This is a genomic window from Fibrobacter sp. UWH9 (assembly GCF_900129715.1).
Lineage (GTDB): Bacteria > Fibrobacterota > Fibrobacteria > Fibrobacterales > Fibrobacteraceae > Fibrobacter.
Map to the genome: position 1 here is coordinate 1 of NZ_FQWP01000036.1, position 18956 is coordinate 18956.

The window sequence follows — 18956 nt, forward strand, 5'->3', positions numbered from 1 at the left end:
GCGGTTTTTCGAAAAATTTTACAAAAGTGCAGATAAATTTACAAAACCATCGATGAAGAAAAGGCAAATAGCCTTCTTGACAAGGACTTCGCAAAAGATGTATCTTTTGAAGGGTATACCGACGAAATCTTGCTCCTGGAGGCTAATATGGTGATGACTTTAAACCATCACCTTTTATTTTATAGTTAGCGCTTGTTATTTTGACGTCCACCCATTTAATAAGCTTGGATTCCGTGTCTGTTTTTTTTTGATTGGTCGATATTTTATATATTGGCGGTATGAATAAGATTTTATTGGGTATTTGCTTTGCTTCGTTTGCCGTTTTGGTGGGGGCATGCTCTGATAGTACTGGCGACTCTTGCAATGGAGTTTGTGCCGATCCGGCTTATCATTGCGATCCTGTTTTTAATGTGAAGCGTCTGTCTGGCAGGGCGTATTCTGAATGCGAAGAGAATATCGTTCGTTATATCGATGACTTGCAGGAATGCAACGATATTTGTCTTGGTGAAACGATTTACAACGAAAAAGAAATTCACCTGAGCTATTTTGATTTTAATCATTGGTATTGCAACTTGTCGGCCAAGGGCAAGAAGAATGAGACTTGCAGCATCAAGTATGTGGGCTCGACTTTCGATGCTTTGCAGCGTACTGTTGGTTATTGCGATATGGATCATATTGTGTCGGATGGGGCCATTAAGCATTTTGTGTGTGAAAGTGGTGACACTGTTTCTGTTAATGAGGGTTTGCGCCGGAAGGAGGCTTTAGAGGGTTCTTCTGTTCGTTAGAGGTTTTTATGAATTATTCAGAAGTTTTGGAAAACGCCCGCAAGAACATTGGCCCCAATTGCCAGGTTTGCCCTGTCTGCAACGGTTTGGCCTGCAAGAACACTATGCCGGGTCCTGGCTCCAAGGCTCCGGGAAACGGTGCTAACGATAACTATAATGCTTGGAAAAAGATCAAGCTGAATGTGGACACTTTCGTGCCCAATACACCTATCGATACCAGCACCAATTTGCTGGGATTGAAGTTGAGTTTCCCTTTGATTACGGCTCCTATCGGGTCTATTGCCATGCAGTTTAACCCCACCGATGACGTGGCGGACTTTAACGAAAAGTGCATGGCCGCCTGCGAAACTCGTGGAATTTTCCATGCCTACGGCAATGGCCGCGACCAGCGTATTTGGGACCGTGCCATTGAATCGGGCAAGGCTCATGGGAACAATGGAATTCCTGTTTTCAATCCGGGAACCAACGAAGGTATCATGGGTTTGATGGACCTGTATAAGGATTGCTTGCCCCAGGCCATGTGCGTTGTGGTGGATAGCGCTGGTCTTCCGCACTTAAAGACTTTTAACGGCAAGGGTGGCGGAACCAAGACTATCGAAGATCTGCAGGAATTGAAGGCTTACGCAAAAGTTCCCTTCATCGTCAAAGGCATCATGAGCGCCCGCACCGCCCTCAAGGCTGTTGAAGCCGGTGCCGACGCCATCATCGTTTCTAATCATGGTGGTCGTGTTCTGTCGGATACGCCCGCTACCGCAGAAGTTCTGCCGGAAATCGTGGACGCTGTCAAGGGCGCTAACGCCGCAAGTCGCGCAGCGGGTGCAACTTCCGGCGCAACTCACCAGACCAAGATTCTCGTGGATGGCGGAATCCGTTCCGGCCTGGATGTGTTCAAGGCCTTGGCCATGGGAGCCGATGCCTGCCTCATTTGCCGCCCTGTGCTGATTTCTTACTACGGCGGCGGTCAGGAAGGCATTGAATGTTACCTGGATAAAATCAAGGCTGAACTTGAGGACACCATGTACATGTGCGGTGCCCGAAAGATTGCAGACATTGATCGCACTATGATCCGCATGGGCTAAATCTGCAATGAACGCAAAGTGCTGCGAATGGCATAAGAAAAAAGCTCCCCTCGAGGGAGCCTTTTTTATAAGCTGAATTTTACGCCGGCAGAAAATGATCCGACTTGTCCAGCACCAAGTTCAAAGAAGAATGATGTGTCTAATCCGAATTCGAAGCCGATTAAAGAGATGTGGAATACAGCTTCAACATCAAATGTGTCACTGTCAAAAATTGTGGCGACCCCGAATGCCAACTGGGAGTAACAACGAAAATCTGTCTTGTTGACCCAATTGAACTTTGCCTTGGGCATGAGCGAAATGGTATGCATATTGATATCATTTGCGACGTATGCGTAAGTCAGGAAACCACCGGTTTCAAGAAGTTTTCCGACTTCAAATCCGTAGGCAATGTTGAATGAACTTGCCGTTATAAAGTCTACTTCTTCATCTTCGAAATCTTTATCGAAAGCATGTGATATTATGTTGCCAGACACAATAGCCATAGCATTGAGATTGAAATAACCATAGCTTATGCTGATATTCTGTTCATGGTCCGAACTAGCGAACGCCGATGCGTACGAAAGCAGTAAACCAAGTACGAAGATGATGGCTTTATTCAAAAGAATTAACCTTCGCATTCCTCGTCGGCTTGCGGGTTAATAAACCTTGCGTTGCCGATGGTGCGGTCTGCAATCCACTGGCGAACGGCGCGTTCCGCAGCGGCGCCAAGTATTTCCTTCTTGTTCTTTTTCTTCAGGCCTTCGTGATGGGGGAGGAGGCCGAAGTTGAAATTCATGGGCTGGAAATCTTCGTTTTCTTCTACCAGGCGGTTCATTAGGGCACCGATGCAGCTTTCGTCAGGCAGCGGGTCAGCATGACCGTGCAACAGCGTCTGTGCCATGTTCCATGCGGCGTACAAACCGGTGGCCACTGCTTCGGTGTAACCTTCGGAACCTGTAATCTGGCCGGCAAACCAAGTAGGCGGAATATCCTTGGCGCATTCCAGTTCCGGGCGCAGGCGCAAAGTCTTGTCCAGGAACTTGGGTGAATCGATGAAGGTGTTGCGGTGCATGCAGCCCAGGCGTGCAAAGTTGGCGTTCTTCAGGGCCGGCACCATGGTGAAGATTTCCTTCTGGGTGCCCCACTTGAGGCGAGTCTGGAAGCCTACCATGTTGTACAAAGTCTTCTGCTTGTTTTCGGCGCGGAGCTGGATTACAGCGTACCAAAGCTTGCCGTTATTGCCAAGGCCCAGACCGATGGGGCGCATGGGGCCATGACGCAAAGTTTCGTAACCGCGGCGAGCCAATTCTTCTACCGGCAGGCAGCCTTCGAACAGTTCGTGCTTTTCGTAGGGGCGGGGTTCCACAGATTCTGCGTCCACAAGGGCGGCCACGAATTTCTCGTAGGTTTCGCGATCTAGGGGGCAGTTGATGAAGTCTGCGGTTTCGCCCTTTTCCCAGCGGTTCATATAGAAGGCGTGGTCAAAGTCGATGGAGTCGGTTTCTACCACGGGAGCGATGGCGTCGTAAAAGTGCAGACGGTCGCTGCCCAGACGCTTGAAAATATCGTCGGCTAGAGTATCGCTGGCTAGGGGGCCTGCGGCCACTAGGGTAGGGCAGTCTCCGGCGAGACTGGTAACTTCTTCGCGGTGCATGGTAATGTTTGGGCAGGCCGCGATGCGTGCTTCTACCAGTTCGCTAAAGATGTCGCGATTTACGGTCAAGGAATCGCCTGCGGGAACGGCTGCTTCGGCGGCGCATTCCATGAGAAAACTGCCCAGCATTCTCAGTTCCTGTTTCAGAAGTCCGTGGGCGCTTGTGACACCGAGGGCCTTAAAGCTGTTGGAGCAGACCAACTGGGCCAAATGGCCGTCACGATGGGCGGGGGTCGGCTTTACCGGGCGCATTTCGTAAAGGTGAACTTCAAAACCGCGACTTGCTAACTGCAGTGCTGCTTCACAACCGGCGAGACCGCCTCCAATCACACGAACTTTCTGAGTCATTAGTTCATCACCATTTTTCTGTAAGTCTTGGCGTTTCCGATCCAGAGCTTCACAAGAAGTTCTTCGAGAGATGCCGAGGTGACGCAATCTGGATCAGCATCCTGGATTTCATCAGAAATCATATTGGCCTGGGTGATGTTCAGCATGCCGTAATAGAGTGCTTCCATCAGCTGGGACAGAAATTCGGGCGAAACCCGTGCGATGGTTTCCATGTCGTTTAGGGGAGGAAGCTGAGACTTGTCGGGCTGGAACTGGTCCAGGTTGTCCATAGTCCACATGTCTGCGGCGCGGCCCATGTCAGAGTTGGCGGCGATACCCTTTAGACTGGAGCGGTATTCGTTCCATTCCTTGTCGGTTGTCTTGCCGGCCTTACGAATCTTCTTCAAAAAAGAAAGTACAGCGTAGTACAAATCTTTTTCTTTCTGGTTTGCTTCCCTTTGGGATACTGGAATCATGGATACCTATTAAAAATTCGAAAGAGTCGCGCCGCACGAGGCGACGCAACTGATTAATGAAATTAGTGGCGGAAGTGACGCATGCCGGTGAAGACCATGGCCATGCCGAACTTGTCGCACATTTCGATAGACAGGTCGTCCTTCTTGGAACCACCCGGCTGCACGATGTAGCGAACGCCAGCGTCGTGAGCGGCTTCAACGTTATCCGGGAACGGGAAGAAGGCGTCGGAGCCCATAACGACTTCGCTGAACACCTTGGCTTCCAGAGCCTTGAGACCAGCTTCGTTGATCAGCTTGCCTTCGGCGTCGAAGAATTCCTTGGCTTCTTCCATGCGGGCCACGTTGTCGCGAACGCGGGGCTGGCAGAGGCGGAGGTTGGAGTCGATGCGGTTGGGCTGACCGGGGCCAAGACCCATGATCTGGAAGTAACCGGGCTTGTATTCGTAACCCATGACAATGGCGTTAGACTTGGTGTGCTTGGTAACGATCCAGGTGAAGCGGGCCAGGTCTTCCTTGTTCTTCGGGAACTGTGCCTTGGTAACGGTTTCGAACTTTTCGTAAACGTCAACGTCGCGATCCTGAACCAGCATACCGCCGATCACATGCTTGTAAACCTTGCAAGTGGTGGCCTTCTTGATTTCGCCAACTTCCAGGAGGCGGATGTCCTTGGACTTGTTCTTCAGGAATTCGAGAGCGTCGTCGTCGAATGCCGGAGCGAGGAGGATTTCCACGAACTTGCCCTTGAGGAATTCGGCAGTGTTCAGGTCAACCTTGGAGGTAACAGCGATCACGGAACCGAAAGCGGACACCGGATCACCTGCCCATGCAGCTTCCATAGCTTCGCGGAGGTTTTCGCCGGTAGCCAGGCCACAGGGGTTCATGTGCTTAACGATCACGACTGCATTGGAACCTGCAAATTCGCGAGCCATTTCCAGGGCTGCGTCTGCGTCAACAATGTTGTTGTAGGACAGTTCCTTGCCCCAGTGCTGCTTAGCGGTAGCCAGGCTAGCTTCGGTGCAAGTGGGGTCGCGGTAGAACACGGCGGACTGGTGAGAGTTTTCACCATAGCGCATGGGTACCGGGTCAACGAATTTGAGATTCAGTTCTTCAGACATATTATCCTCTTTGGGGGTTAGTTAATAAAATTATGAGTTATAAATTATGAATTATGAGATTTTGTATGACGGCGCCGCCGTACTTGTGAAAGCCTATATCTCGTACTTCGTAATTCATAATTGAAACCTTTAGGTTTCAGAAGGTTCACCGCCGAATACGGAGGCATCCGGGTTGATGTTATCCAGGGGGTCTTCGGGTTCTACAACCAGATTGTAATAGACATTGTTCTTTAGTTCGTCTTCGATGTAGAACAAGGTTCCGCCCATGGCACTACCACAGCCGGCGCATGCTCCCTGGAAACGGATCTTCAGGCGGTTGCCGTCTACCAGGTCCAGAATTTCGAGGTCGCCACCGTCGCCCTGCAGCGTTCCGCGGACAGACTTGTGGAGCCATTCCTCGATCTTTTCGATCTGCTGGATCTTGGTCATGGCGTTCCATTCGGCATCGGCTTCGGCTCGACCTTCTGCGGTCTGGGTGCGGTACTTGATGCGTTCCATCTTTTCGCGGATGATGATGGCTGTAGCCTTCTTCTCGGGGTATTCCTCAAGAATTCTTGCAATCAGCTTGTTCATCTGACCGATTTCAGGAGCGTCTGCTGCAATGGCTCGAACTTCGGGAACGTCTCGCAATTCTTCTTCGATAGATTCTGCGGTAATCTTGCAGGCGTCGTCTACAGTCACCATCTGGATCTTCTTGCAGAATGTGTCTGCCAGGGCCGTGAATACCGGACCGCCGTAGGTAAAGAATCTTGTTTCGAGAATCTTGTCGCAGTCCGGGTCGATCATCAGGTAGACCTTGAGACTTGCTTCCTTCACATCCACCAGTGCCAGGCCCTTTTCGTCGGCCTCGATCTGGAAGATTGCCCCGCGATACTTGGGGGACTTTGCAATATCTTGCACCTTTTGAGAAAGTGTGCTTGTTACATCTTCACTCATACGCTAAAAAGTTAGAAATTTTTCTTTAGAGAAATCCTTTCGCCTCTTGTCCGTAGGCTCGAAGAACCGTTCTTTTTTCTTTTTATGGAGCCCACGCGGGGGTAGCTCTCGCAGCTCCGGCAGCAGCGATTAAACGAATAAAGCCCCGCTTTCGCGGGGCATTCTTTAACCTTTAACCTTTAAGCTTTAATAATCGTGTCCTTGGCGAGAACCACAATGCCGGATTCGGTCACGTGGAACAGCTTGCGGTCGCGTTCCAGGTCGTAGCCGATTTCGAAACCGGCCGGAATATGCAGGCCCTTTTCGATAATGGCTCTGCGAACCTTTGCGCCCGGGCCGATAGTCACGTTGGGGAAGAGGATTGCTTCTTCGACCATGGCGTCCTTCTGGATGGATACGCCCGGAGAGAGGATGCTCTTGACCACGGTACCGCCACCGATGATGCAGCCGGAAGACACGATGGAGTCAATAGCTGCGCCCTGATGAGCTTCGTTATCGCCTGCGAAGAATCGTGCAGGAGGCTGGTTCCAGTTGAAGGTACGGATAGGCCAGTAGTTGTTGTAAAGATCGAACGGCGGATTTTCGGAGCAAAGGTCCATGTTCGCTTCGAAGAAGGCGTCCAAAGTACCCACGTCGCGCCAGTAACCCTTGGTACGGGACTGTTCGCCGCGAACGATGTTGGTGTTGAAGTCGTAGACGTAGACCGGATAGTCCTTGTAGAGGGCCGGAATGATGTGCTTGCCGAAGTCGGTAGCGCCGCTTTCTGCACCCTTCATCAATTCACGTACAAGGAACTTGCTGGTGAAGATGTAGTTGCCCATAGAAGCCAGGCAGTAACCCGGATTGCCCGGCATTTCCTTGGGATTCTTGGGCTTTTCTTCGAAACCGATCATACGGTTGTCCTGGTCCACCTCGATAATGCCGAATTCGCTTGCTTCGGAAACCGGAACGGGAATGGCGGCGATAGTCAGGAGGGCTGCGCGGGAAAGGTGGAAATCAATCATCTGGTTGATGTCCATCTTATAGATATGGTCGCCACCGAAAATTGCAACCAGGTCCGGACGTTCGTCGGTAATCAGGTTGATGTTCTGGAAGATGGCGTCTGCGGTACCCTTATACCAGTCGTCGCCGGTACGCATCTGGGCGGGAACCAGGTCCACATACTGGTCCAGGCTGGCGTTCAGGTTCCAGGCGGCGGAAATGTGCTTGTTCAGGGAGTCGGACTTGAACTGGGTCAAAACCTTGATCTTGAAGATGCCGGAGTTGATGAAGTTGTTCAGTACGAAGTCGATAATACGGTAAGTACCGCCGAAATGAACGGCAGGCTTTGCACGGTCGCGGGTGAGGGGCTGCAGACGGCTGCCCTGGCCACCGGCCATGATCATGCAGAGAATGTTTTTCTGGTGTTCTCTAGAATAGGACCAGCTCATATTGCCTCGTGTAGTTAGATGGCTTGAAAAAATTTACTTGCCTAATCTATCAATTTTTCGCCTAAAATGGGAGATTCTTGCGAAAAAACAATAATTTTTTTGTAAGATTTTTTGTTTCATACAGGAATAGTAGACTTTAAAACGGGGATGCGATAGGTTCGGCTCGTACTGCAGGGGGCGGTCGGGACAGGATTTTTCTCACATTTTCACAAAAAACTCGTTTGACGTACCCGATTTTTTTATACATTTTCAGCGTTCGAAAATTCTCGAAAGGGCGAATTGTGCGCAAAACGTGTCCAGGTCGCCTTAACATTAACCAAATAGGAGCTCATAATGTCTCTTACTCTGAACGACATCAAGCACCCGAAGATCAAGGCTTGGGTTGAAGAAGTCATCGCAATGTGCGAACCGGATAACGTTGTTGTTACCGACGGTTCCGTTGAAGAATACAACACTCTTATGCAGAAGTGCGTTGACGCTGGTCTCGCTACTAAGCTCGCTAAGAAGGAAAACTGCTACCTGTTCCGTTCTCTCCCGTCTGACGTGGCTCGTGTTGAATCCCGTACCTTCATCTCTTCTGTTAAGGAAGAAGACGCAGGTCCGACCAACCACTGGATCGACCCGGTTGAACTGAAGAAGACCATGTCCGGTCTCTACAAGGGTTGTATGCACGGCCGTACCATGTACGTGATTCCGTTCTGCATGGGCCCCCTCGGTTCTGCAATCTCCAAGAACGGCATCGAAATCACTGACTCCGAATACGTCGTTCTCAACATGGACATCATGACTCGCGCCGGCAAGAAGGTTCTCGATATCTTCAATGCTGACCCGAACGCTGACTTCGTTCCGTGCCTCCACTCCGTTGGTAAGCCGCTCAACAACGGCGAAAAGGACAACGGCATCTGGCCCTGCGCTGACGTTGAATTCAAGTACATCTCCCAGTTCCCGGAAGAACACCTCGTGTGGTCCTACGGTTCCGGTTACGGTGGAAACGCTCTGCTCGGCAAGAAGTGCTTCGCTCTCCGTATCGCTACCGTTCTCGCTCGCGACGAAGGCTGGCTCGCTGAACACATGCTCATCCTCAAGCTCACCAACCCGAAGGGCGAAGTTAAGTACGTAACTGGCGCATTCCCGTCTGCTTGCGGTAAGACCAACCTCGCTATGCTCATCCCGACTATCCCGGGCTGGAAGGTCGAAACCATCGGTGACGATATTGCATGGATGAAGTTTGGTGCTGATGGCCGTCTCTACGCTATCAACCCTGAAGCTGGCTTCTTCGGCGTTGCTCCGGGCACCTCCGCAGAATCCAACAAGAACGCTCTTATCTCTGCTGAAAAGAACACCATCTACACCAACTGCGCACTCACTGAAGATGGCGACGTATGGTGGGAAGGTATCGGCTATCCTGCAACTGGCAAGCTGGTTGACTGGAAGGGCAATACCCGTGACGCTCTCCCCAAGGACAAGGCTCCGAAGGGCGAAGAAATGGCTCACCCCAATGCTCGCTTCACCGCTCCGGCATATCAGTGCCCCTGCATTGCTGAAGAATGGGAAAATCCGGCAGGCGTTCCGATCTCCGCAATCCTCTTCGGCGGTCGTCGTCCGTCCACCATTCCTCTGGTTCACCAGTCCCTGAGCTGGAACCACGGCGTGTTCCTCGGCTCCATCGTTGGTTCCGAAATCACCGCTGCTTCCACCATTAACGCTGCTGAAGTCGGTAAGATCCGTCGCGACCCGTTCGCAATCCTCCCGTTCTGCGGCTACAACATGGGTGACTACTTCAAGCACTGGATCGAAATCGGTAAGAAGTCTACCGAAGACAAGCTCCCCAAGATCTTCTACGTCAACTGGTTCCGTAAGGACGCTGACAATGCAGAACTTCCGGGTGGCTTCATGTGGCCGGGTTACGGCGACAACAGCCGCGTCCTCGCTTGGATCTTCGACCGTTGCAACGGCGTTGACAATGCTAAGGAAACCCCGATTGGTCTGATGCCGGCAGACGGCGCCCTCAATGTTGAAGGCCTCGCTGAATGCTACAAGAAGACTCTCCCTGCCATCACTTCCGTTGATGTTGAAGGCTGGAAGAAGGAACTCGCTGACGTTAAGGAAAATCACTATCCGAAGTTCGGCGCTCACCTTCCGAAGGAACTGAACGACATCATCGACATGATCCAGGATCGTCTGAACAAGGCTTAATCAGCCGAGTGTCGCGCCGATCAAGCTCGCTTGAATCGGCATGACCGAGGCGTTATGACTGCGCTCGTAGAGCGCCAGGCATAATTGTCTTAGGTGTCATCCTGAGCCGAAAGGCGAAGGATCTAGCCATTAAAACGGTTCGCAGCTTAACGGTTGCGAGCCGTTTTTTTATATTACCCATACCAGATTAAACGACAAATTATTTGTCAATTAAGCTGCATTTTCTATATCCCCATAACGGTTTGCGAACTGGATTTTGGGTGCCTAGAAAGTGCAGCTTTTTTTGTTTGGAGGAAAAATGAGAAGTATGGAAATTCAGAAGATGTCTTTTCCGAAGATTATGCCGCTGTTGGAATCGTGCATCCGTGAAATGGAGGGGGCTGCAAAGAAAATTCGTGCGACGCTTAAGACCTTCCCGATAGGTCGTCTTCGGGTTTCGCCCCACCGAGGTTCATATCAGTATTTTCATGTGGCAGAGAATAGCAAGCAGGTGGGATCAAGAGGGACTTATATCCCGACGTCGCAGAGGAACTTGGCTTGCGGGTTGGCGCAACGGTCGTACAATGAGACTATGACGGAGGCGTTTACCCGCGGTGCAGATTCGTTGAAATTTGCCTTGCAGGAATTGAATCGTCTAGAAATTGAAAATAGCTTCACTGCACAGGGACCTGGTCGTTGTCAGCTTCTTAGCCCCATTTATTTACCTGACGATCTTTACGCAGAACGCTGGCAGAAGGTGGAATATCAGGGGAAGCTTTTTTATGAAGACGAAGTTCTGCTGACCACCGTCAAAGGGGAGCGAGTCCGCTCAAAGTCTGAAGTCATCATCGCGAATATGTTGAATCAGATGGGGGTGCCGTACCGCTATGAATATCCGTTGAGGCTATCAAGCGGGCGAGTCGTCTATCCGGATTTCACATGCTTGAACGTCCGCACTCGGGAAGAATTTATTTGGGAACACTTCGGGCGGATGAATGATGAGGACTACCAGGTGAAAACTTTTAGGAAGCTAGATAGCTATGCAATGGATGGTTATATCCATGGAGTCAACTTGATTTACACCATGGAGAATGATGTACGCCCGGTGAATTCGAAAACCATTGAATTGTTGGTGCAGCAGTTCCTGCTGTAAGGCGTTGTGCGGACGTTTCAGCTGTAAGGCGTAAAGATGTGTTTTTGGCGAAAGATGCTGTCAAAATAGGTGGAAGTGGCTGTCGAAAATCGGTTTTATTCGGATTTGACCGCCACTTTTGGGGGCATTTACTGGTGTTTTGTGGAAATATGGCTGTCTAAAGACGTTATTTAGGCGTTTAGACCGCCATTTTTTATGTGTTCACGCAAGTTTTGGGGTGGCATGGTGCTCAAAGACGTGTGTTGTGCGGTAAAATGGCTGTCAAAATGTCGTTTTAGGTGGTTTTGACCGCCACCCTGCGGTAGAAACACTGAAAATTTGGCGGTCAAGAAGTGCTTTTTGAACATTTAGACCGCCAGTTTGCGTGGTTTCGCACAATCTGCGAGATTTCGCGCATTTGAATCGCCAGCAAACTCCCTTGAACGAATTTCTGAAAATTTCTATCGTTGGCACGCGAAATCAACGAGAAACCGCTGTTTGGTGTAAGGCTCCTGTTGATTTTATAAGGATAAATTCGTGAGTTCCAAGTCCAAATTCACGTTCTTGATGTTCCTTCTGGGAATGCTTTCTGCCTTCGGGCCCTTCGTTACAGACCTCTACTTGCCGGCTTTGCCGAACCTGGCTGACTACTTTAAGGCGACGCCTTCTGCTTCGCAGTTGAGTCTTACCATGAGTATGCTGGGGCTCTCCATCGGTCAGCTGTTCATTGGTCCTCTTAGCGATAAGTATGGTCGCAAGCGACTGCTCCTGATTTGCCTTGTGCTGTTCGTTTTCGGTACCATGGCCTGTATCGTGAGCCCGGACATTGCCACCTTTAATATCTGCCGCTTGATTCAAGGTCTTGCGGCATCTGGCGGCATCGTCATTGCCCGTTCCGTTTCTGCGGATTCTTACCGTGGCCCCGTGCTTACCAAGTTCCTGGCCATGGTCAGCGCCGTGAATGGGGTGGCTCCTATTGCAGCACCTGTGCTGGGCGGCTTCCTGCTGAACTTTATGAGCTGGAAGGGAACCTTTGCGGTGCTTCTCGTTTACGGTTTCATCTTGCTGTTTATGGCAGGGAAGTTCCAGGAAAGTCTTGCGCCTCGCCGTCGCAGTCAGAAGCCGTTACTTTCTAGCTTTACCTTGTATGTAGACGTCTTCCGCAACAGGGAGTTCGTCCGCTATTTTGCGGTTTGTTCCGCTTCCATGATCGTGCTGTTTGGCTACATCGCTTCGTCGCCCTTCATTTTCCAGAAACTGTATGGCCTTTCTCCCATGGGCTTTAGTTTCTGCTTTGCCTTGATCGCCTTCTGTACGGCGGTGGGCTGCGCCTCTTCCGGCAAGATCCGCAGTGATCGCACTGCCATCAAGATTGCGGGCTTCGGTGTGTTCTTTGCAAGCCTTGCCGTTGCCGCCTGCCTCTTGACCCATGCGCCGCTGCCTCTGTTGCAGTTGAGCTTCATGGTCACGACCTTCATGTTCGGTTTGATGCAGCCGCCCGCCAGCGCCCTGGCCTTGAACGCCGAACGCAAGAATGCTGGCACCGCTTCCGCCGCCATGGGGGCAGCCGGCTTCCTGATGGGCGGTATCGCTTCGCCGATTGTTGGCTTGGGCGATATTGCCGTGAGTGCTTCGGCCATGCTGGTGACCGGTGGATTTTTGACCATGGTCTTTATGCTGGTGGCCAAGGCTAAAATGCCTAAAAAAGGTTAGCGGTTCTATTGGGGCGGTAAGCCCCATTTTTTTTGTTTAATCGCACCGAAAAATGCAGATTATTAGAAAAAAGTGCGAAAAAAATTACACTTTCTTGTTCGCTCTTTAAAAAAAAGCCTATATTACAACTTGGAATAGTTTTGCAAGTGGTACTTTGTAAGGGTACTTTAAGAAGGAATTGGGCTATGAATCGTTATGACTTGGTGCTTTTGGGACTTATCCTTGAGCATGAACGCAGCGGCTATGATATCATTACCGAAGTGCGTGAACGTGAACTTGATAGATGGGCTAACTTGAGCACCTCGACGGTCTACAACCGCCTTACGACTCTCGAAAAGAATGAATGCATCAAGGGCCGCACCGAACGCGATGGTAACCGTCCGGAACGTGTGGTGTTCAACATTACCGATAAGGGTAGGGACGTTCTGAGAAAGGAAGTGCTGAAGCACTTGACCGGCTTCAATGATGATCCCCGTACCTTGGGTTTTGCATTCCTGTTCGGTGCCGAAAACAAGGAAGTTATCCGCACTCTGGAAGCTCACGAACGTCGACTGGTCCAGGAAATCGAGGCTCTCGAAAAGATGATCGCCAACGAACCGCGTCCTACCTTGTATCCCGAAGGACCGTTCCTGAACTGCATGAGCCGTGACCACATTCTTGTTGAACTGAAGTATGTGCGCGCCGCTATCGGCATCCTGCGTGACCCGCTGCGCAGCAAGAAGTTGGATGGTTATTTCTACATCAACTTCGGCAGCCGTCCTTTCAACATGGAAGATGGTGAAGTTTCTGCAGAAAGCACTGAAAAATAATGTTTTTTAAGGGGGGCCTGGGCTTAAAAAGCTCATGCCTCTTTTTTTTATTTCTAAATTTTTAACAAAATTTTTACTAACCCCTCTAACGGAGATAAAATGGCTACAACAAAGACAAAGAAGCCCGTTGCAAAGAAGGTGACCGCTAAGGCCGCTGCTAAGTACGGCTACTTCGATGACGCTAAGAAAGAATACGTTCTCACCAACCCGGCAACCCCGATCAAGTGGTGCAACTATGTTGGTACTCTGAACTTCGGCGGTATCGTTGATACTACCGGTGGTACCCTGGTTTGCAAGGGCGACCCGGCTCTGAACCGTATTACCAAGTACATTGCACAGATGCCCTGCTCTGACTTCAAGGCAAGCACTGTGTACATCCGCGTCAAGGATGGCAAGGGCTACAAGATTTTCTCTCCGTTCGTAGTTCCGACCCTCACCAAGATGGACAAGTGGGAATGCCACGTTGGTCTGTCCTACATGCGTTGGAATGCCGAAGCTTTCGGTCTCGCCGTTCAGGTGACCATCTTCGTGCCGACTGGCTCTAACACTCTCCTCCAGGACATCCAGGTGACCAACCTCGGTGGTGCCGCTAAGGAAGTGGATATCATCCCCGTTTACGAATTCAGCCACTTCGAAGCTGAAAAGCAGCTCACTAACGCTGACTGGGTTCCCCAGACCATGACTCTCAAGGCTCATCCCGAAAAGTCTGGCCACGTCGTTCTCGAACAGTACGCTTACATGAAGCGTGATTTCGCCGTGAACTACGTTACCGCTGACTGCCCGATCAAGAGCTTCGACGGCGACCGTCGCGTGTTCCTGGGCTCCAACGAAATGGGTTCCTGGGCAAATCCGCTCTCTCTCCAGAACAAGGAACTTTCTAACAGCGAATGCGACCGCGGCGACAATATCGCAGCTCTCATGATCCACGCTGGCAAGATCGCTGCCAAGAAGACTTTCCGTACCTGCACTCAGCTCGGTCAGGAACAGTCTCTCAAGGTTGCTGCTAAGGCTATCAAGAAGTACCGCGACCTCAAGAACGTCGACAAGGCTTTCGAAGATCTGGCTCAGTTCTGGGTCAAGTACCTCTCTACCATCCAGGTGGAAACCCCGGATGCAGCTTTCAACTCCATGGTGAACGTGCACAATCCTCGTCAGTGCCACACCACCAAGAACTGGTCTCGCTACCTGTCCCTGTACCAGCTAGGCTACGGCACCAGCCGCGGTATCGGTTACCGTGACTCCAGCCAGGACCTCATGGGCGTTATGAGCCACATGCCGGAAGAAGCTCTGGTTCTCGCTAAGAACCTGCTCTCCGTACAGCGTCCGGAAGGTAACGCTATGCACCAGTACGCTCCGCTTGCTCTTGAAGAAGACAACGGCAACGAAGCTAACGCCGGTGACTCCCGCGAAAAGAAGGGCGTGCTCGATGAAAACGGCAACCCGGCTTACGCTGACTGGTATGGTGACGACCACCTGTGGATCGTTCTCACCGTTGCCAACTACCTCAAGGAAACTGGCAAGCTGGAACTCCTCAAGGAAGAAATTCCGTTCTACGAAGCTGGCAAGAAGCGCGCTCAGCGTGAAAAGGGCACCGTGCTCGAACACCTCAAGCGTTCTGTCAACTTCAGCCGCACTCACCTCGGTAAGCACGGTCTTCCGCTCCTCGGCTTCGCTGACTGGAACGACTGCATGAACCTGCCGCTGGGTGCAGAATCCTCCTTCAACACCGGTCTGTACGCAAAGGCCCTTCTCGAAATGATGGACATCTGCGAAACTCTCGGCGACAAGGAATCTGTCGAAATGTACAAGGGCTGGTACGAAGATGTCAAGAAGGCATTCAACGACTGCGCCTGGGACGGCAAGTGGTGGATCCGCTGGTTTGGCAAGGACGGCACCGCATACGGTACCAACAAGGCTAAGTATGGTAAGATCTATTGTAACAGCCAGTCTTGGTCTGTGATGTCCGGTATCGCTTATGGCGAACGTGCAGTGCAGGGCATGGACAGCTTGAACAAGCTCCTGAACACCGCTAACGGCGTTAAGAGCTCTACTCCGGGTTACCGCGGCTTCGATCCGACCGTTGGTGGCATCTCCACCTATCCTCCCGGAGCAAAGGAAAACGGCGGTATCTTCCTCCACACCAATCCGTGGGTGATGATCGCTGAAACCATCCTGGGCCGTGGCGACAAGGCATTCCAGTACTACAACCAGATCAACCCCGCTGCAAAGAACGTCAAGCTGGACGAATTCGAATCCGAACCGTACTGCTATCCGCAGAACATTCTCGGTGACGAACACAAGCAGTTCGGTATGGGCCGTAACGCATGGCTCTCCGGTACCTCTTCCTGGACCTACCAGGCTGCTACCCAGTTCATCATCGGTGTTCGCGCAAGCTTCAAGGGCTTGATCGTTGATCCTTGCATTCCGTCCGCATGGGGCGAATTCAAGGTGACCCGTAAGTTCCGTGGCGCAACCTACGAAGTGTCCGTGAAGAACCCGAAGCACGTCTGCAAGGGCGTTGCCAAGATGGTCGTCGACGGTAAGGAAGTTGATTCCAACGTCGCACCGGTGTTCACTTCTGGCGTTCATAAGGTTGAAGTAACTCTGGGATAATTCCAGAAGTGTCATCCTGAGCCGTAAGGCGAAGGATCCAGACATTAAAGAGGCTCGTCTGCAAAGGCGGGCTTCTTTTTTATTTGGAGTTTGTAGATTTGTCCGTAGAATATTTTTGAAATTGTGGGTTAGAGGTCTCTCATGAAAAAGAATTTTCTTGCTCTTGGAACTTGTGCGTTTGCTTTGGGCCTTGTGGCCTGCGATGACAGTACTTCTGCGAATGGTTCGTCTGGGGATGAAAATCCCGCTGAAGTGTCGTCTTCTTCAATCTTGACAACTTCGTCTCCGACCGAGGATCCCGGCAGTTCTTCCTCTAGTGTCATCCTGAGCGGAACGGAGTGGAGTCGAAGGATCTTTGTCGGTGCTTTATTTGCCGCGCTTTGTTTTTTTTACAGCCTGTGACGACAGTTCCAGCGGTGCCGGACCGGAACCTGTGGCGGAAATTTCAAGCAGTAGCGATGGTGAACACGCAATCTCCTCTAGTTCTGTTACGGACAAAGAAACATCCTCTGGTGGTGGTCTGGTCTCGTCTTCGTCTGTTAAGTCTGATTCAAGTAGTGAACAAATGAACTTTAGCTCTGTAAGTGGCAAGAATAGTAGTTCGTCGGTGGTTGAGTCGAGTTCTTCTGAGTATCTTTTTTGTAACGAAGGTGATCGGGATACGGTTGTAAAGGATTGGGGAATAAAATATTATCGTTGTGAAAATAACGACTGGGTTGTAGATACAATTGTCTATGTTGATTTACCCAAGGTCTACCCCAATATGGATAGCCTTTTTGATACAAAGTATACAGAATATGGAGAGTTTGAAGATCCCCGTGACCATCAAAAGTATAAAACTTTAATTCTTCATAAGCATGATGATGATGGCAATATTGTTGACGGTGTTGTGATTGAGGCCTTTGCACAAAATTTGAATTACGGGGTGATGATAGATACTAGTGTCCTTGTACGCGATGACAACAAGGTGGAAAAATACTGTGATTTAAATGATGAATGGTTTTGTAATAATGGCTGGGGTGGTCAATATGCCTGGAGCGAGGCAATGGGGTTGCCTGCCAAATATGATTCCGTTCTTTGGAAAGATCCCGTTGGTGGCGATACCCGCATACATCAGGGAATTTGCCCAGAAGGTTGGCATATTATGAACGGTTATGAGTGGAAAAATTTTACGTCTAGAGGGGGGCTTAGTCTTGCCTCGAAAGTGAACTGGGCTCCGCTGGATATGGCTGGCGCTAATTTGCTTGGTTTGTCGGTTCTTTTCAAAATGAGAGCGTATGAACTTAGTTGGATGCAAGCGTATTTCTTGCTCCCTAATGAGTCTAGTGCTATTGGAACTTATGCGGTTACCATTACAGATAAATATGTTTGGTTCGGGGATAATGATCATTTAGGGAAGCATATTCTCTATAGTGTTCGCTGTGTAAAGGATTACTAATCCTTTAATAATCATCTACCAAAAAGTTTAACAAAAAAATAGGCTATGTTCTACTAATGTGTAGGACTGCCATTTTATGTTGAATTTGCTGAAAAAATACTAAAAAATGGTCTAACCCAACAAAAATTAGGTTAGACCAAGTATCTAAGATACAGTTTTTAGGTAGGTAAATCTCAGTTTCTAATAGGGTGTGTTTTTTTAGATAGTTATATTACATCTACACTTTGAAAGAACATAGCCTTTTTTTTTCAATTTTCTTTAAATGTCATCTTTTGTCATTTGACTTTTCCTAAATTACATTCCGTGCGAATCCATCGCACACACTTAACTCAATATGCCTTGCAGTTTCCGCTTGTTTGCAAGGAAAGGAAAATCTATGAATACAAAAGACCACGATGGCCTCTTCAAGACCGCCTTCAAGGAACCGAAACGCGCAGCCTCGCTGCTTAAGCTTGCCGCAAAGAAGAACAAAAGTCTAGCCCGCTTTTTGCAGGTGGTTGACCTCAAGACCATGCGTGCTGAACGCACCGAAATAAATCGCCAGGGCCACAAAGGCTCCGCCGACCTGACCTTCACCCTGAAAATCAAGAATTCCAACAATAAGGCCAAACTCTTCGTAGGTCTAGTTCTTGAGCACAAGTCTTACCCCGATAGCGAAGTTGTCTCCCAGTTGGAACACTACTTTTACGAACTGTTCCGGCTCAGCCGCCCCGACTGCCCAATGGTCGCTGTAATCGTCTATAACGGCGAAATCAAGTGGAACCCGCTCAAAGCAAAACTTTACGCAAAATACCCGGAGTATTTCCACGACATCGGTTATCCCTTCAAGATCGAGATGATCAACGTGGGCAAGGAAGTGGGGGATATCGACTTCAGCAAGCTGAACCCTTATGTAGCGCTCACACTTGTTGCCATGAAGTATGTGTTCAATGCCGAAAAGTACAAGCCCCTCATGGACAAGGCCATGGCATTTTTTCTTGACCCGAAAAATAAAATTGACGATAGCTTTGACGCCTTTGGCGTCCGCGGCTACGGTTCCATTATAAAAATAAACAAGTTTATTGAGGCATCATCAACATGTGTGGAAGCATTTAGGCAGCCTTGCTAGATGATCCTCTCGATTCCGATTCCCATTCGTAGGCAATCTTTACATCTACATAGGAACAGCTCAACATTATCAGCGACAGCATGTTGTTCATGTTCCTGAAGCCATAGGCAGTCCGTATCAGTAGCTTTATCTTGTTGTTCGTCGCCTCGATCCTTGCGTTTGACACGCCCAGCCTGATTGTGTTGAG

17 protein-coding genes are annotated in these 18956 nt (G+C 50.1%); 10 read left to right on the top strand and 7 right to left on the bottom strand.

Features of this window, described 5'->3' with window-relative positions; translation table 11 throughout:
* The first annotated feature begins 278 nt into the window (after positions 1-278).
* The gene (locus BUB94_RS15615) at positions 279-785 is read left to right on the top strand and encodes a hypothetical protein (RefSeq protein WP_139260282.1); all 507 of its coding nucleotides are present in this window, start codon (positions 279-281) and stop codon (positions 783-785) included.
* A gap of 8 nt (positions 786-793) precedes the next feature.
* Positions 794-1864 carry an alpha-hydroxy-acid oxidizing protein gene (locus tag BUB94_RS15620; protein ID WP_073238808.1) on the top strand — a complete coding sequence of 357 codons (1071 nt, stop codon included), beginning with the start codon at positions 794-796 and terminating at the stop codon, positions 1862-1864.
* 65 nt (positions 1865-1929) lie between these two features.
* Here the strand turns inward: BUB94_RS15620 and BUB94_RS15625 are convergent, their stop codons facing one another.
* The 6 genes from BUB94_RS15625 to glgC form a co-directional block, all read right to left on the bottom strand.
* The gene (locus BUB94_RS15625) at positions 1930-2463 is read right to left on the bottom strand and encodes a hypothetical protein (protein WP_088658775.1); all 534 of its coding nucleotides are present in this window, start codon (positions 2461-2463) and stop codon (positions 1930-1932) included.
* A 5-nt stretch (positions 2464-2468) separates the two neighbouring features.
* Entirely contained in the window at positions 2469-3845 is a 1377-nt protein-coding gene (gene trmFO / locus BUB94_RS15630) for a methylenetetrahydrofolate--tRNA-(uracil(54)-C(5))-methyltransferase (FADH(2)-oxidizing) TrmFO (RefSeq protein WP_073238814.1), read from the bottom strand.
* Entirely contained in the window at positions 3845-4300 is a 456-nt protein-coding gene (locus BUB94_RS15635) for a hypothetical protein (protein WP_073160952.1), read from the bottom strand. The genes trmFO and BUB94_RS15635 overlap by 1 nt, the downstream gene beginning before the upstream one ends.
* A 62-nt stretch (positions 4301-4362) precedes the next feature.
* Entirely contained in the window at positions 4363-5415 is a 1053-nt protein-coding gene (locus BUB94_RS15640; RefSeq protein WP_073160950.1) for an IMP cyclohydrolase, read from the bottom strand.
* Between the two features lie 129 nt (positions 5416-5544).
* Positions 5545-6351, bottom strand: coding sequence for a NifU family protein (locus BUB94_RS15645; RefSeq protein ID WP_073160948.1), 807 nt, complete (start codon positions 6349-6351; stop codon positions 5545-5547).
* Between the two features lie 179 nt (positions 6352-6530).
* Positions 6531-7781 carry a glucose-1-phosphate adenylyltransferase gene (gene glgC, locus BUB94_RS15650; RefSeq protein ID WP_073238817.1) on the bottom strand — a complete coding sequence of 417 codons (1251 nt, stop codon included), beginning with the start codon at positions 7779-7781 and terminating at the stop codon, positions 6531-6533.
* Positions 7782-8114: 333 nt separating this feature from the next.
* Between glgC and BUB94_RS15655 the strand changes: the two genes are divergently transcribed.
* From BUB94_RS15655 to BUB94_RS15690, 8 genes are all read left to right on the top strand, one after another.
* Positions 8115-9977, top strand: a complete 1863-nt coding sequence (locus BUB94_RS15655; RefSeq protein WP_073160944.1) for a phosphoenolpyruvate carboxykinase (GTP) — start codon at positions 8115-8117, stop codon at positions 9975-9977.
* Between the two features lie 307 nt (positions 9978-10284).
* Positions 10285-11109: a PDDEXK family nuclease gene (locus BUB94_RS15660; RefSeq protein ID WP_073160942.1), complete on the top strand. Its 825-nt coding sequence runs from the start codon at positions 10285-10287 to the stop codon at positions 11107-11109.
* 516 nt (positions 11110-11625) lie between these two features.
* Positions 11626-12801, top strand: coding sequence for a multidrug effflux MFS transporter (locus tag BUB94_RS15665; protein WP_139258435.1), 1176 nt, complete (start codon positions 11626-11628; stop codon positions 12799-12801).
* Positions 12802-12986: 185 nt separating this feature from the next.
* On the top strand, positions 12987-13610 hold the full coding sequence (locus BUB94_RS15670; protein WP_073160938.1) for a PadR family transcriptional regulator: 624 nt from the start codon (positions 12987-12989) through the stop codon (positions 13608-13610).
* A gap of 99 nt (positions 13611-13709) precedes the next feature.
* Complete coding sequence (locus BUB94_RS15675; protein ID WP_073160936.1) at positions 13710-16223, top strand: glycoside hydrolase family 94 protein; 2514 nt, start codon at positions 13710-13712, stop codon at positions 16221-16223.
* Positions 16224-16364: 141 nt separating this feature from the next.
* On the top strand, positions 16365-16625 hold the full coding sequence (locus BUB94_RS16585; RefSeq protein WP_139260283.1) for a hypothetical protein: 261 nt from the start codon (positions 16365-16367) through the stop codon (positions 16623-16625).
* Positions 16585-17661, top strand: coding sequence for an FISUMP domain-containing protein (locus BUB94_RS15685; protein WP_254793764.1), 1077 nt, complete (start codon positions 16585-16587; stop codon positions 17659-17661). The genes BUB94_RS16585 and BUB94_RS15685 overlap by 41 nt, the downstream gene beginning before the upstream one ends.
* Positions 17662-18037: 376 nt before the next feature.
* Positions 18038-18769 carry an Rpn family recombination-promoting nuclease/putative transposase gene (locus BUB94_RS15690; RefSeq protein ID WP_073238825.1) on the top strand — a complete coding sequence of 244 codons (732 nt, stop codon included), beginning with the start codon at positions 18038-18040 and terminating at the stop codon, positions 18767-18769.
* Here BUB94_RS15690 and BUB94_RS15695 read toward each other — a convergent pair.
* A partial coding sequence (locus BUB94_RS15695) for a transposase (RefSeq protein WP_139259208.1) occupies positions 18753-18956 on the bottom strand: 204 nt, incomplete at its 5' end. The two genes, BUB94_RS15690 and BUB94_RS15695, sit on opposite strands and share 17 nt — an antisense overlap.

What these genes read in the sequence shown, in the direction of transcription:
- BUB94_RS15615 (WP_139260282.1), top strand. Translation starts at nt 279, where the DNA reads ATGAATAAGATTTTATTGGGTATTTGCTTTGCTTCGTTTGCCGTTTTG.
- BUB94_RS15620 (WP_073238808.1), top strand. Translation starts at nt 794, where the DNA reads ATGAATTATTCAGAAGTTTTGGAAAACGCCCGCAAGAACATTGGCCCC.
- trmFO (WP_073238814.1), bottom strand. Translation starts at nt 3,845, where the DNA reads ATGACTCAGAAAGTTCGTGTGATTGGAGGCGGTCTCGCCGGTTGTGAA.
- BUB94_RS15635 (WP_073160952.1), bottom strand. Translation starts at nt 4,300, where the DNA reads ATGATTCCAGTATCCCAAAGGGAAGCAAACCAGAAAGAAAAAGATTTG.
- BUB94_RS15640 (WP_073160950.1), bottom strand. Translation starts at nt 5,415, where the DNA reads ATGTCTGAAGAACTGAATCTCAAATTCGTTGACCCGGTACCCATGCGC.
- BUB94_RS15645 (WP_073160948.1), bottom strand. Translation starts at nt 6,351, where the DNA reads ATGAGTGAAGATGTAACAAGCACACTTTCTCAAAAGGTGCAAGATATT.
- glgC (WP_073238817.1), bottom strand. Translation starts at nt 7,781, where the DNA reads ATGAGCTGGTCCTATTCTAGAGAACACCAGAAAAACATTCTCTGCATG.
- BUB94_RS15655 (WP_073160944.1), top strand. Translation starts at nt 8,115, where the DNA reads ATGTCTCTTACTCTGAACGACATCAAGCACCCGAAGATCAAGGCTTGG.
- BUB94_RS15660 (WP_073160942.1), top strand. Translation starts at nt 10,285, where the DNA reads ATGGAAATTCAGAAGATGTCTTTTCCGAAGATTATGCCGCTGTTGGAA.
- BUB94_RS15670 (WP_073160938.1), top strand. Translation starts at nt 12,987, where the DNA reads ATGAATCGTTATGACTTGGTGCTTTTGGGACTTATCCTTGAGCATGAA.
- BUB94_RS15675 (WP_073160936.1), top strand. Translation starts at nt 13,710, where the DNA reads ATGGCTACAACAAAGACAAAGAAGCCCGTTGCAAAGAAGGTGACCGCT.
- BUB94_RS16585 (WP_139260283.1), top strand. Translation starts at nt 16,365, where the DNA reads ATGAAAAAGAATTTTCTTGCTCTTGGAACTTGTGCGTTTGCTTTGGGC.
- BUB94_RS15690 (WP_073238825.1), top strand. Translation starts at nt 18,038, where the DNA reads ATGAATACAAAAGACCACGATGGCCTCTTCAAGACCGCCTTCAAGGAA.